At 54.3% G+C, this 13,997-nt stretch carries 9 protein-coding genes; 2 read left to right on the top strand and 7 right to left on the bottom strand.

The genetic code is table 11. From position 1 onward, the window contains the following. Window positions 1–276: 276 nt before the first annotated feature. Complete coding sequence (locus ACUTQW_RS04630; RefSeq protein ID WP_037430911.1) at window positions 277–2,079, bottom strand: glycoside hydrolase family 13 protein; 1,803 nt, start codon at window positions 2,077–2,079, stop codon at window positions 277–279. Window positions 2,080–2,472: 393 nt separating this feature from the next. Then, entirely contained in the window at window positions 2,473–3,177 is a 705-nt protein-coding gene (locus ACUTQW_RS04625; RefSeq protein WP_006325064.1) for a GntR family transcriptional regulator, read from the bottom strand. Window positions 3,178–3,477: 300 nt separating this feature from the next. Here ACUTQW_RS04625 and ACUTQW_RS04620 point away from each other — a divergent pair, with 300 nt between their 5' ends. Beyond that, the gene (locus ACUTQW_RS04620) at window positions 3,478–5,136 is read left to right on the top strand and encodes an alpha-glucoside-specific PTS transporter subunit IIBC (RefSeq protein WP_445654811.1); all 1,659 of its coding nucleotides are present in this window, start codon (window positions 3,478–3,480) and stop codon (window positions 5,134–5,136) included. Further along, window positions 5,133–6,458, top strand: coding sequence for a 6-phospho-alpha-glucosidase (locus ACUTQW_RS04615; protein ID WP_006325062.1), 1,326 nt, complete (start codon window positions 5,133–5,135; stop codon window positions 6,456–6,458). The genes ACUTQW_RS04620 and ACUTQW_RS04615 overlap by 4 nt, the downstream gene beginning before the upstream one ends. 76 nt (window positions 6,459–6,534) lie before the next feature. On the opposite strand, the gene xdhC is transcribed toward ACUTQW_RS04615, so the two are convergent. The 5 genes from xdhC to ACUTQW_RS04590 all read right to left on the bottom strand — a co-directional run bounded on the left by xdhC (window position 6,535) and on the right by ACUTQW_RS04590 (window position 13,935). Beyond that, window positions 6,535–7,311: a xanthine dehydrogenase accessory protein XdhC gene (gene xdhC / locus ACUTQW_RS04610; protein ID WP_445654810.1), complete on the bottom strand. Its 777-nt coding sequence runs from the start codon at window positions 7,309–7,311 to the stop codon at window positions 6,535–6,537. After that, on the bottom strand, window positions 7,295–9,697 hold the full coding sequence (xdhB, locus tag ACUTQW_RS04605; protein ID WP_006325059.1) for a xanthine dehydrogenase molybdopterin binding subunit: 2,403 nt from the start codon (window positions 9,695–9,697) through the stop codon (window positions 7,295–7,297). Before xdhB ends, xdhC begins: the two co-directional genes overlap by 17 nt. After that, a complete protein-coding gene (xdhA, locus tag ACUTQW_RS04600) occupies window positions 9,690–11,120 on the bottom strand; it encodes a xanthine dehydrogenase small subunit (protein WP_006325056.1) in 1,431 nt (476 codons plus the stop codon). The genes xdhB and xdhA overlap by 8 nt, the downstream gene beginning before the upstream one ends. After that, window positions 11,117–12,448 carry a guanine deaminase gene (guaD, locus tag ACUTQW_RS04595; protein ID WP_006325054.1) on the bottom strand — a complete coding sequence of 444 codons (1,332 nt, stop codon included), beginning with the start codon at window positions 12,446–12,448 and terminating at the stop codon, window positions 11,117–11,119. The genes xdhA and guaD overlap by 4 nt, the downstream gene beginning before the upstream one ends. Window positions 12,449–12,762: 314 nt before the next feature. Then, the gene (locus tag ACUTQW_RS04590) at window positions 12,763–13,935 is read right to left on the bottom strand and encodes an ROK family transcriptional regulator (RefSeq protein ID WP_004944049.1); all 1,173 of its coding nucleotides are present in this window, start codon (window positions 13,933–13,935) and stop codon (window positions 12,763–12,765) included. Between the last annotated feature and the right edge of the window lie 62 nt (window positions 13,936–13,997).

Below are 13,997 nucleotides of genomic sequence, written 5' to 3'. Positions count from 1 at the left end.
GAGAAGCTAACTGGCTCGCCGGCGTTGCCCCACAAGCCCTCAAACCCCGGTCTTCGTTTTCGTGCAACGGCCAGGCGTCTGAGGATCAACGCGGTTTATCGCAGCCGGGTGACGGCAGAGCCTCAACGGGTAATCTTGCCTTTAAAAAAGCCTATAGCTCAGGGTGGTAGCCCCCTGCTTTCTCTTTGCCAGCCCTATTTCGCGCAAAAAAACCGGCATAAGGTGCCGGTTTTAATGGTTTCAATATATCTGCATTATTTGGCGTGATTATGGGATTTATTGATTTAGTTTATAAACCCCTGACTGCCATGGTTTTAGTTCGAGTAAGGAATCATTCTTTTTCACAACGTTTTTGCTGTTGCTTTCTATAATCACTTTCTCGATGGATAGATTATCCGGTAATTTATATCTCATCACTTGTTCCTGGAAGTTAACGACAACAAGATATTTTTCCGCCCCAAGGCTGCGTGTATAGGCGTAGACCGAATCATTTGCAGGATCCAAATCGGTGTATGTGCCATAGGTCAGTGCCGGGATGTCATGCCTTATCTTGATCAACTGACGATAATAATTAAATACCGAGTCGGGCTGTGCGACTTGACTTACCGCATTGATTTCCTGGTAGTTTGGATTGACCTTGAACCAAGGTTTTCCGCTCGTGAATCCTGCATTTTTGCTCGTATCCCATTGGAACGGTGTCCGGCTGTTATCTCTGCTCGTCAGGCATACATTTTGCAAGAACTCGTCGGCTTTCACCTTTCCTGTCTCAACGTAGTCATGCCAAAAACCTTTCACCTCAATATCATCGAATTCATCAATAGCTTTGAAGGGATAATTGGTCATGCCCAATTCTGAACCTTGATAAATAAAAGGCGTTGCTCGTTGAGTCAGCGTCAAGGTTGCAAGCGCTTTAGCCGATGGCTCGCGCCATTGTGGGCGATCATCGCCAAAGTGGGAGACAGCGCGCGGATTGTCGTGGTTATCCAAGAAGAAGGCATTCCAACCATATTCGCCTGCCGTACGGTCGACGTTATCGATGACCTGCCGGAATTGCGACAATTTCCACTCTTTTCGACGCCATCTTTGATCAGAGTCTCGATCGAGTCTGATCAAGTCAAAGGTAAATGCGATGTTCAGCTCATCGCGACGGCGATCGAAGAACTTTATCGATTGATCCAAGGGTACGCCAAAGATTTCACCGGCAGTGGCAATGTCGTAATGAGACAAAACCTCTCTATTCATTTCATTGACGTAACGATGAATATTAGGACCCTTGGTATACTCCGCTGCAAAATTCTTCAGCTGTTGTTGGGTGAGATTTGGGAAGTCCGGAATTTTTGAGTAGGTCGCTACCGTATCAAAGCGTAAACCAGACACGCCTTTATCTAACCAGAAACGTAACATTGCATAAAGATCTTGACGGACTTTGGGGTTATCCCAGTTTAGGTCAGGCTGTTGTTTAGCAAAATAGTGCAGGTAGTATTGATTGGTCTTTTCATCTTTTTGCCACGCCGAGCCACCAAAGAATGAAGGGTAATTATTAGGCGCCTGCCCTTCTTTAGCATCTTTCCAGAAGTAATAGCCGCGATAAGGATTATCCTTACTGCTTTTACTTTTAACAAACCATTCGTTTTGATCGCTTGTGTGGTTGATGACCACATCAATCATCAACCGCATGTTACGTTTTTTCATTTCAGAAATCAGGCGGTCAAAATCCTCCATCGTGCCATATTCTTTCATGATTTTTCGATAATCACGTATATCGTAACCATTATCCGTGTTCGGGGAATCATAATGTGGGTTGATCCAAATGGCATCAATCCCCAAAGCTTTTAAATAGTCTAATTTTTCTATGATGCCTTTAATATCCCCGATACCATCCCCGTTAGTGTCTTTAAAGGAACGCGGATACACCTGATAAAAAACAGCCTCCTTCCACCATTTAGGTATGGTTTTCGACTGTTCGATACTCTTTTCGTTAAGCAAGGGTTGTTGCGTACCTAAGGCTTGCTGGCATGAGACGCTTAATGATGTGGTTAGAAAAATCGCTAGTGCAGTTTTCAATCCTTGACGGGGCATTACAATACTCTCCTGTTTCTCATTCAAAAAATAAAAAAAATCAATGTTTCCCCTGACATTTAAATATTTAATCGTTAATTTATCAGTTTAATACCGACTAATTTTCAGTATCTAATAGAAGCTTTTCAATTATGTTCCTGAACAATGAACGGGTAAAGTAAATATAAGGCATTGGCACTTTTTAAGTGGCATTCGTTTTAAATCGGTCGTTTTTTAGCACACTTTGCTAAACCGTGTTAGCTCAGGCGCTACGAACGCTCTAAAACACTATTAATTTGCGATGGCAAAAAACATTTTTATATTATTTTGCGTGAAATTACGTTAATCAACGTTATGATTAGATTGGAAATTATTGCAATTGTCATATAGTGAATATGTAGCCCCCTTCGACCGCTATTTATTCCTCTTCAAATGGTAGTCCACGTGGTATTCATTGGCATTTCTGAATATCACCGAATAGTTGATATAGTCGCCGGTATCACTGTAGGAAAGCGATGTCAGGCGCAGCAACGGCGTGCCTTCGGCAACGTGCAGTAAAGCGCCGATCGTGCTGTCTGCCAAGATCGGGCTGAAGCTTTCGTAATTCCCTGCGATATTGATATGGCATTCGTCTTCTATATACGCAAACTTTGAACCCTCCAGGTGTGCGACCGAAAGGTTGCCAAATAACCTGCCAGGCATATAACTGTCTTCCAGCACCACAGGCTTCCCTTCTACAAACCTGACGCGACGCGAATAGTAAATACGCTCATCGGCCTTGATTCGCAACTGGCTGGCGATGGCTGGGGGGGCTCCCATCATTCGAAACTCCAGCACCTGGCTCACCGTGGGGCGACCCAGTTCTTTCATCAGTTCCGAGAAACCCATTAGCCCGCGAGTTTCATGTTGGAGATCTTTCTGCGCGACGAAGGTTCCGCTGCCGTGACAGCGACGCACCAGCCCCCATTCAATCAGTAAATTTACCGCTTTGCGTAGCGTCATCCTCGATACGGAAAATTCGGCAGCCAGACGTTTCTCGCTGGGTAAGGCATCGCCGATAGCAAAATCAGCAGAATTGATACGTATTCTCAGACGTTCGGCAAGCGTTTTGTAGATCACTTGAAGACCTCTTTATCCCTAAATGAATCCTGATAACCGCGCAACAAAAAGAGGTTATCGCACTGTAAAACCTGAAATTTATTTTTATATTCCCCTGGCTATTTTTTCCTCAAACACTTAAATGTATACAAATCGCCATAAAAGTAGACCACTTCACCCAGGGAGAAAACATGAATGCGATCACAAAATGATTAATCGTTTTGCGACCTTTTTTTTCAAAGTCCCTACTCTTTGAATGGAAACAAAATCGGTTAAAACGAAATAATAAAAATCTGACCCGGAAAAATATGAGGAGTATTTATGCTCAGTCAAATTCAACGTTTTGGTGGTGCGATGTTTACACCCGTTTTGCTGTTTCCGTTTGCGGGAATGGTGGTGGGCATTGCAATCATGCTTCAGAACCCTATGTTTCTCGGGGATTCACTCACCGCACCCGGTAGTCTTTTCGCACAAATTGTTCATATTATAGAAGAAGGCGGTTGGACCGTTTTCCGCAACATGCCGCTGATTTTCGCGGTCGGCCTGCCCATCGGGCTGGCGAAACATGCACAAGGTCGCGCCTGCCTGGCGGCACTGGTCAGCTTTATGACCTGGAATTATTTCATTAACGCAATGGGATTAACATGGGGCGATTATTTTGGCGTTAACTTTAACGCGGATCCCGGAGGACACAGCGGACTGACAATGATCGCCGGAATTAAAACTATCGATACCAGTATTATTGGTGCAATTATAATTTCCGGCATAGTCACCTCAATACACAATCATTTATTTGATAAACAACTTCCTGTATTCCTCGGTATTTTTCAGGGCAGCTCCTTCGTGGTCATCGTCGGATTCCTGTTGATGATCCCTTGCGCATGGCTGACGCTGCTGGTGTGGCCGAAAGTGCAGGCCGGCATCCTCTCGATGCAACACTTTATGTTGATCTCTGGTTCTCTCGGCGTATGGGTATATACCTTCCTGGAACGCATTCTGATCCCTACCGGATTGCACCACTTCATCTATGGCCCGTTTATCTTCGGCCCGGCAGCTGTCGAAGGCGGAATTCAGGTTTACTGGGCAGAGCACTTGCAGGCGTTCAGCGAGAGCACAGAGCCGCTGAAAGTCTTATTCCCGCAAGGCGGATTCGCGTTGCAAGGCAACTCGAAAGTTTTCGGATCGGTCGGTATTGCGATGGCGCTCTACGCCACTGCCGCACCGGAAAATCGCGTCAAGGTGGCAGGACTGTTGATCCCGGCGACGCTGACCGCCTTACTTGTCGGTATTACCGAACCCCTTGAGTTCACCTTTCTCTTCATCTCGCCACTGCTGTTTGCCATACATGCGTTGCTTGCCGCCACGGTGGCAACGCTGATGTACATGGCAGGCGTGGTCGGCAACATGGGTGGTGGGCTACTGGACCAGTTCCTGCCGCAAAACTGGATCCCGATGTATCACAATCACGCCTCGATGATGTTCACCCAGATTGGCATCGGGCTGGTATTCACCGGCATCTGGTTCCTGGTATTTCGCACGCTAATCCTGCGTCTTAACCTGAAAACACCGGGGCGTGAGGACAGCGAAATCAAACTCTACAGTAAGGCTGACTATCAGGCGCAGAAAAATCCGTCGGGCCGCACCAGCGACATCCCGGCACCTTCTTCAGCACAAGCTCAGGCTGTTGGCTATCTGCATGCACTCGGCGGCAACGGCAATATTGTCAATCTCAACAACTGCGCGACGCGGCTGCGTATCACGCTCGGCGACATGGCGCTGACGCAAAGTGACGACATCTTCAAAGCCTTGGGCGCACATGGCGTGGTACGGCGCGGCAACGGCATTCAGATCATCGTGGGCCTGCACGTTCCTCAGGTCAGGGACCAGATAGAAACGCTGATGAAGCAAGATGCTTTCACACCATCATCCATATCCGGGGCGAGTTCCCCGACAAAAACATCCATTACGGAGGCAGTATGAAGAAGAAATTCTCAGTAGTCGTGGCCGGCGGCGGCAGCACATTTACACCGGGTATCGTATTGATGTTACTGGCGAATCTGGAAAGGTTCCCGCTGCGTTCCATCAAGTTTTATGACAACGATGGCGCACGTCAGGAAATTGTGGCCGAAGCATGCAAGGTGATCCTCAAAGAGCAGGCGCCGGACATTGAATTCGGCTATACCACGGATCCGAAAACGGCCTTTAGCGATGTCGATTTTGTCATGGCGCATATCCGTGTCGGTAAATACCCGATGCGCGAAAAAGACGAAAAAATCCCCCTGCGTCATGGCGTCGTAGGACAGGAGACCTGTGGGCCTGGCGGTATCGCTTACGGTATGCGCTCCATCGGCGGCGTACTGGAAATCGTCGATTACATGGAGAAATATTCCCCGAACGCCTGGATGCTGAATTACTCGAATCCGGCCGCAATTGTGGCGGAAGCGACGCGCCGTTTGCGCCCGCACTCCAGGATCCTCAACATTTGCGATATGCCGATCGGCATTGAAGGACGCATGGCGCAGATTGTCGGGCTGAAATCGCGTAAAGAAATGCAGGTGCGTTATTACGGACTGAATCACTTTGGCTGGTGGACGTCGATTGAAGATTTGAAGGGTAACGATCTGATGCCCAAGATCCGCGAACATGTGGCTAAACACGGCTATGTACCGTCAACCAATGAGCCGGGTGTCGAAGCCAGTTGGAATGATACATTCGCCAAAGCGAAAGATGTCTGGGCGTTAGATCCGTCTACGTTCCCTAACACCTACCTGAAATATTACCTGTTCCCGGACTACGTGGTTGCGCATTCCAATCCGGAACATACCCGCGCCAATGAGGTGATGGAGCACCGAGAAAAACACGTTTTCAGTTCCTGCGCTGCGATTACCAAGGCGGGGAAATCTTCCGCCGGCGAACTGGAGATTGATGAACACGCGTCTTACATCGTTGACCTGGCAACCGCCATCGCCTTCAACACTCAGGAAAGAATGTTGCTGATTGTGCCGAATCAGGGCGCCATCAACAATTTTGATCCGGAAGCGATGGTTGAAATTCCGTGTCTCGTCGGTAGCAACGGGCCGGAACCGCTGACTGTCGGTAAGATCCCGTTGTTCCAGCAGGGGTTGATGAGCCAGCAGGTGGCGGTTGAAAAACTGGTGGTCGAAGCCTGGATTGAGAAATCCTATCTGAAACTGTGGCAGGCGATAACGCTCTCGAAAACCGTGCCGAGCGCTTCTGTCGCTAAAGCCATTCTGGACGATCTGCTCGAAGCCAATAAAGACTACTGGCCAGAACTGAAGTGATTTGACGATTATTATCTGTGGCGGCGCAACCTTCGGGGGGCGCCCACACAATGTTCGAAAACAACCCGCCGCGGTTTTAACCCCGTTCCCCCCTCCCGTAACAAGCAATAATCTCCCCGGCCACCGCTACCGCGATCTCTGCAGGCAGTTTGCCTTTGACGTCGGGCAAGCCCAGCGGGCAACGCATGGCGGCTATAGCCTGTTCGCTGATGCCACGCTGGCCAAGCTTGTATTCGAAACGTTTACGCTTGGTCAGCGAACCAATCAGGCCAAAGTAACCGGCATCGCCACGGCGCAAAATGCGCTCCGCCAGCGCCAGATCCAGCGCGTGATCGTGGGTCATCACGATGAAATAACTGCCCGGCGGCATGGCATCGACGATCTCCAGCGGCTCATCGCAAATTTCTTGCCGCACTCCCGGCGGCATCGCCGCAGGGAACTCCTCCGCACGCCCATCAACCCAACGCACCCGGCACGGCAAGGTGGCGAGAATGTTCACCAGCGCACGGCCCACATGCCCGGCACCAAACAGCGCGATTTGCGGGCGCGGTGGGATCAAGGGTTCGAACAGCACTCTGGTGGTTCCGCCGCAGCACTGGCCGAGCCTCGCCGCCAGCGGGAAACGCTCCAGCCGCAGCGTGGCGTCACCCTGTTGCAACATCTCACGCGCAATCGCCAGCGCCTGGAACTCCAGGTGACCGCCGCCGATGGTATTGACCGCCCGTTCGGCGGTCACCAGCATTTTGGTCCCGCGGTTACGCGGCGTGGAACCTCGTTCGTCCACCAACGTCACCAGCACGCAGGGCTCGCCACGCCTGCGCGCTTCCGCCAGCGCCTCAATCCATTCGTCCATCGCCGTTCCCCCGCGTCAGTTCAGTGACAATGTCACTTGACAGCATCTGTTGCACGCCCCACAGCACCCGTTCCGGCGTGGCCGGCGCGTCAATATTGGGCTGCAGGCGGTAGTCCGCCAGGCTGGCGACCGCGTCCTTGATCGCGCACCAAACCGAGATCCCCAGCATAAACGGCGGCTCGCCCACCGCTTTGGAATGGAACACCGTATCTTCCGGGTTTTTGCGGTTCTCCAGCAGCGTAACGCGCAGATCGGCGGGCACATCGCCAATCGCCGGAATTTTATAGCTCGCCGGGCCGTTGGTCAGCAGCCTGCCTTGTTCATCCCACACCAGTTCTTCACTGGTCAGCCAGCCCATGCCCTGCACAAAGCCGCCCTCAACCTGGCCGATGTCGATAGCCGGGTTCAGCGAGTCGCCCACGTCATGCAGAATATCGGCGCGCAGCAGTTTGTATTCGCCGGTCAGGGTGTCGATCAACACCTCCGCGCAGGCCGCGCCGTAGGCAAAGTAATAGAACGGGTGACCGCTGGCCTTGTCGCGATCGTAGAAAATCTTCGGCGTGCGGTAATAACCGGTACTGGCGAGCGAAACCTGATTGAAATACGCCTGCTCGACCACCTGCTCGAAGCTGAAATAGCGCTCGCCCACCCTGACCTGGCCGTTGCTGAAGGCAATTTGTTCGGCGCTGACCTGGTGCTGTTTGGCAAGCATGTCGATCAGCCGCTGTTTAATGATTAGCGCCGCATTCTCCGCCGCCTTGCCGTTCAAATCGGTGCCGGATGACGCTGCCGTCGGCGACGTGTTCGGCACCTTGCCGGTGTCGGTGGCGGTGATCTGTATGCGTTCAATATCCACCTGGAACACTTCGGCGACGATCTGCGCCACCTTGGTGTTCAGCCCCTGGCCCATCTCGGTGCCGCCGTGGTTGAGCTGAATGCTGCCGTCGGTGTAAACCAGCACCAGCGCACCGGCCTGGTTGAGGAAGCTGGCGGTAAAAGAGATGCCGAACTTTACCGGCGTCAGCGCCAGCCCTTTTTTCAGGATCGGGTTCTCGGCGTTGAAACGGCGGACAGCCTCGCGCCGTGCCTGATAATCCGCGCTGCGTTCCAGTTCGGCGGTCATTTCCTGCAGCAGGTTCTGCTCCACCGGCTGGTGGTAATGGGTGATGTTGCGGTGGTCCTTGCCGTAATAATTGGTCTTGCGCACCGCCAACGGATCGAGCGCCAGATAGCGCGCAATATGGTCCATGATCTGCTCAATCGCCATCATGCCCTGCGGCCCGCCAAAGCCGCGATAGGCGGTATTGGACGCGATATGGGTTTTGCATCGGTGGCCGGTAATCAATACATCTTGCAGGAAATAGGCGTTATCGGCGTGGAACATGGCGCGATCGACAATAGAACCGGAGAGATCGAGCGAATAGCCGCAGTTGCCGGCCAGGTCGATCTTGATGCCGTTCAGTAACCCGGCATCGTCAAAGCCAACGTCATAGTGAATATAAAACGGGTGGCGCTTGCCGGTGATCAGCATGTCGTCGCGGCGGTTGAGGCGCATTTTGGCCGGCCGGCCGGTCAGGTGCGCCACCACCGCACACAGGCACGCCGGGCCGGCAGCCTGGGTTTCCTTGCCGCCGAAGCCGCCGCCCATGCGACGCATGTCGAGGGTGATCTTGTGCATCGGCAGATTGAGCACCGAGGCCACCAGCTTCTGGATTTCGGTCGGGTTCTGGGTGGAGGAATACACCAGCATGCCTCCGTCCTCGGCGGGCATCACTGACGCAATCTGGGTCTCCAGATAAAAATGCTCCTGGCCGCCGACGTGCAACTCGCCCTGAATGCGGTGCAAAGCCCGCGCCAGCGCGCCGTCGGCATCGCCGCGCCGATGATGGTGCGCCTCCTGCACCACAAAGCCTTCGCGCAGCGATTGCGTCACGTCCAGCCGCACCGGCAGATCCTGATACTCCACCTTCACCGCCTGCGCCGCCCGCCAGGCGATCTCGGGATCTTCTGCCGCCACCACCGCGATCACCTGCCCGACGTACTCCACCGTCTCCTTCGCCAGCAGCGGATCGCCGTGGGTCAGCGGTGCAATATCCAGTTCCCCCGGCACATCCTGCCAGGTGATCACCCGCACCACGCCGGGGAAAGCGTAACAGGCCGACAAATCCAGCTTGATGATGCGCGCATGCGCCCGCTCGCTCAGCCTGGCCGCCAGATGCAACTGGTTTGGGAACTCCAGCCGATCGTCAATGTATTGCGCCTCGCCGCTGACGTGTTTGTCGGCGCTTTCATGTTTGCGGCTACGGCCCACCCCGGTGGTCAATGGCTGGCGGAAACGTTCGGCCAGTTGTTCCTGCGTCGCTTCAATGCGTTTGTTATTACTCATGAGCCGTCACCTCAATCGCCAAATGCGGCGCGGTCAGCGCAATGAAATAGCGGCGCAGCAGGTTTTGCGCCACCAGCAGGCGATAACCGCTGCTGGCGCGAAAATCGCTCAGCGGCGTAAAGTCCTGCGCCAATGCCTGCACCGCACGTTCAACGGTGGCGCGCCGCCAGGGCTGCCCCACCAGTTGCTGTTCGCATAGCAAGGCGCGTTTTGGCGTCGCCGCCATGCCGCCAAATGCCAACCGGGCGCTGCGAATAATGCCGCGTTCTATCCCCAGGTTAAAGGCGCCACATACCGCCGAAATATCGTCCTCCAGCCGTTTGGAGACTTTCCAGGCGCGGAAATCCGCCGGAGCGGTGGCCGGCAACACGATGCTTTCGATAAATTCCCCCGGTTGCAGCGCGGTCTGGCGATAGCCCAGGAAGAAATCGTGCAGCGGCAACTCACGCCGCACATCGCCGCAGCGCAGGTTCAGCATGGCATCCAGCGCCAGCAGCATGGGTGCGCCGTCGCCAATCGGCGAAGCATTGGCGATATTACCCCCCAAGGTGCCCTGGTTGCGGATCTGCTGCGAAGCGAAACGCGCCAGCAACTCGCCGAAGGCCGGGTGATATTTTTCCAGCAGCGGATACAGGTCGCTCAGCGCCGCACCGGCACCGATCGTCAAGCGTTCGCCCTGCCAACTGACTTGCTTCAACGCCTCAATCTGCCCAATGGCGATCATCAGCGGTAAATCCTGGTGGCGCTGGGTGACCTCCAGTGCCAGATCGGTGCCGCCGGCCAACAATTTTGCCTGCGGGTGTTGCTGATACAACCCCGCCAGCTCGTCGATCGTTTGCGGCATCAGACAGCGTTTACCCGCCGCTTCCAGCGGTGTCGCGGCACGGATGGCTTGCAGGCGTTCCACGGTTTGCCGTTGCCCGCGATCGAAACTGTCCTCGCCCTTGACGCCGCAGGCCTGCTGCGCCGCCGCCAGAATCGGCCGGTAGCCGGTGCAGCGGCACAGGTTGCCCGCCAGCGCCTGTTGCGCCTGCTCACGCTGGTATTCCCCGCCGTTCTTTTGCAGACAGAACATCGACATCACAAATCCCGGCGTGCAAAAACCGCACTGCGAGCCGTGGCAATCGACCATCGCCTGCTGCACGCTGTGCAATTGGCCATGGTGTTTCAAATCCTCCACCGTAATCAGCTGTTTGCCGTGCAGCGCGCTGACGAACGTCAGGCAGGCATTGACGCTGCGGTAGCGCAACTGTCCGCCTTCCGGCTCGGCCAATACGACGGTGCAAGCGCCGCAGTCACCGGAAGCACAGCCTTCTTTGGTGCCGCAACGGCCCAGGTTGCGGCGCAGATAGTTCAGCACCGTGGTGTTGGGATCGAGCGCGCTTTCACTTTTTAGCGTTTGATTAAGCAGAAACTGGATCATGCTGCCTCCTGGTGCGCGGCCGCGCGATAAACCACTTTGCCGTCAACGTAGGTACGATAAACGTTGCGATCGTCCCCCAGCGTCATCAGCAAGAACAGCTGGTCCGCCAGTTCGCGGCTGTTTTCATGGCGCAGCTTCTGCAGCGGCGACACCGCCGGATCCAACACCACAAAATCCGCCTCTTTACCGACGCCGAAGTTGCCGATTTTATCGTCCAGCGCCAACGCGCGCGCACCGCCCAAGGTGGCGTGATAGAAGGCTTCGCAGGCGGAGAGCTTATAGCGCTGCAACTGGCCGATCTTGTAAGCCTCGCCCAGCGTTTGCAGCATATTGAAGGTGGTGCCTGCGCCGACATCGGTGCCGATGCCCAGCTTCACCTGCTTCTGCCAGGCTTTTTGCAGGTTGAACAACCCGCTGCCGAGGAACAGGTTGGAGGTCGGGCAGAACGCGATCGCCGAGCCGGTCTGGCACAGGCAATCCCACTCTTGCTCTTCCAGGTGCAGGCAGTGAGCGAATACGCTTTTCTCGCCGGTCAGGCCGTACTGGTGATACACATCCAGATAGCTGCTGTTCTCCGGGAACAGCGCTTTCACCCAGGCCACTTCATCCAGGTTCTCGCTCAGGTGGGTGTGCAGCCAGGCATCCGGAAACTCTTCGCGCAACCGCTGCACCTGCGCCAATAGCGCTGGGGTGCTGGTGGGGGCGAAACGCGGCGTTATCGCATAGCCCAGCCGTTGTTTGCCGTGCCAGCGCTCGATCAGTTCACGGGTTTGCCGGTAACTTTGCTCCGGGGTTTCCAGCAGTTCATCCGGTGCGTGGCGGTCCATCATCACTTTGCCGGCGATAAGACGCATGTTCAGCGCCGCCGCCTGGCTGAACAACGCGTCAACCGACTGCGGATGTACCGTTCCGAACACCAACGCCGTGGTGGTGCCGTTGCTTAACAGTTGTTGCAGGAAGAACGCCGACATCTTGCCGGAATGCCGTTCGCAGCAGAACTGGCTTTCGGTCGGGAAAGTATAGTGCTTCAACCACGCCAACAGCTGATCGCCATAAGCGCCGATCATTTCGGTTTGCGGATAGTGAATATGGGTATCGATAAACCCCGGCACGATCAGCTTGTCGCGGTAATGCGTCACCTCAAAACCCGGCGGCAACAACGGTTCGCCCTGCTGCCAACTGCCGAGCCAGACAATGGTGCCTTCGTTTAGCAGCAGTAATCCGTCGGGAATATGCCGCAGTTGCTCATTCAACTGTTGCGGGCTCTCCACGCAGGCCGCGATATCGAAAAAATTGCCACGAATAGCCGTGGTGAATTGCATGTTCATGTTGCCGTTCCTTTTCTACCGACCCACGTACCGCCCCCCGTTGAGTGAACTCAATCCGGTGGAATATGTCGGTCTTTTTATCGTTTGCAGATGTTGATTTAAGGATAGCAAGCAGCGTGCCAGTTGGTTTTTTATTAAAAAATACCCTTTAAAAACAATACCATAAAATGAACAATTGGAATTGCACGAGAAAGTAAAAATAATTAAAAAGCAAGCAAACGGTTGCCTGGAAAATAGCAACCGTTTGCTTGCCTGAGCTAATTAAACCGATGCACCAACATCGAGCAAAAATATAAATCGAGAAAATTAAGTGGCTATTTCAATAACACTTCATAACGTGGGTTAAACTCGTCGAACAACGGCAGCGCCGCCGCCCCCAATGCTGCGGTATCCGCGCCGGTGGTGCCCAACCGCACGCGCAGACCATCGAGGTATTTGCTGCGCACCGAGCGGTGCAAGGGCGCCAAGCGTTTGATCAACTGTTCAACGATGCTTTCCGGCATCAGCCCGCCAATAATCACCGCCTCGGCATCGAACATGCACTCGACGATGTTGATCGCCTGGCGCAGCGCAGGCACCGCAGACTCCAACCAGAGGTCGATCTGCGCCTGCGGCAATGCCAGCAGATCCTGCGGCATGGCACGCATCGGATCCAGCCCGCAGCTCTCATAGGCTGCCTGCAGCGAGACGTAGCGTTCAAGGCAACCCTGGTTGCCGCAATAACAAGCCCGCCCGCCCGGTTGCACAATCATGTGGCCTATTTCACCGGCATTGTGCGCATGGCCGGTATAAATACGCCCGTCAGTGAAGATCCCCGCCCCGAGGCCGGTGCCGAGATACAGATAAATAAACGAATTGAGCTGCCTGGCCACACCGTGCAGACGTTCGCCGATGGCGGCGACGGTGGCGTCGTTCTCCAGCGTCACCGGCAGGCCGCTCTGCGCGTTAAGTTCAGCCACTACATCGATATTTTCCCAGCCGTTGAGGGTAGTCGGCCCAACGGAGGAGATCCCTTCCACGCCAAACGGCCCCGGCATCACCACGCCGATGCCCAGCATTTTTCCCCAGGCCATATCCGGCTGTTGGCGCATTTCTTGCAGTACATCACAAATCAGTTTCAAGGTCGCAGCAGGTTGCGGCTTTTGCACCATAATCAGCCGATGGAAACGAACGCTTCCTGACAGATCAACGACGATGATCAGAAGCGACTGGTGGTCCAGATGGATGCCGATGGAATATGCACTGTCTGGATTGAGGGTCAACGGCGTCGCCGGTTGGCCCCTCCCTCCGGCACGGCGCGGCAGGTGCGAGGAGAGAATGCCGGCCTGCTCCAGCTCTGTCGCGATGTTTGAAACGGTTTGCGGCGTCAGTGAGGTCAGCCGGGCGATTTCGGCACGAGTCAGTTCGCCGTGCAGACGGATTGCCTCTATCACTACGCGCCGGTTGTGTGCACGAGCATGTTCAAGGTTAGTGCCGGATGTCGTCATAACTGCCTATGCAGAAAGGGAAATCGGTGTTTGCAGTATGGTGCCCTCCATTAAAGCAATCA

The organism is Serratia sp. TSA_7 (assembly GCF_052692135.1).
Note: the sequence above shows the minus strand (reverse complement) of the source record. Positions and strands in the feature narration are given on the sequence as shown.

Bases quoted from the DNA above. Each gene is read 5' to 3' on its own strand.
- ACUTQW_RS04630 (WP_037430911.1), bottom strand. From the start codon at position 2,079: ATGCCCCGTCAAGGATTGAAAACTGCACTAGCGATTTTTCTAACCACA.
- ACUTQW_RS04620 (WP_445654811.1), top strand. From the start codon at position 3,478: ATGCTCAGTCAAATTCAACGTTTTGGTGGTGCGATGTTTACACCCGTT.
- ACUTQW_RS04615 (WP_006325062.1), top strand. From the start codon at position 5,133: ATGAAGAAGAAATTCTCAGTAGTCGTGGCCGGCGGCGGCAGCACATTT.
- xdhC (WP_445654810.1), bottom strand. From the start codon at position 7,311: ATGGACGAATGGATTGAGGCGCTGGCGGAAGCGCGCAGGCGTGGCGAG.
- xdhB (WP_006325059.1), bottom strand. From the start codon at position 9,697: ATGAGTAATAACAAACGCATTGAAGCGACGCAGGAACAACTGGCCGAA.
- xdhA (WP_006325056.1), bottom strand. From the start codon at position 11,120: ATGATCCAGTTTCTGCTTAATCAAACGCTAAAAAGTGAAAGCGCGCTC.
- guaD (WP_006325054.1), bottom strand. From the start codon at position 12,448: ATGAACATGCAATTCACCACGGCTATTCGTGGCAATTTTTTCGATATC.
- ACUTQW_RS04590 (WP_004944049.1), bottom strand. From the start codon at position 13,935: ATGACGACATCCGGCACTAACCTTGAACATGCTCGTGCACACAACCGG.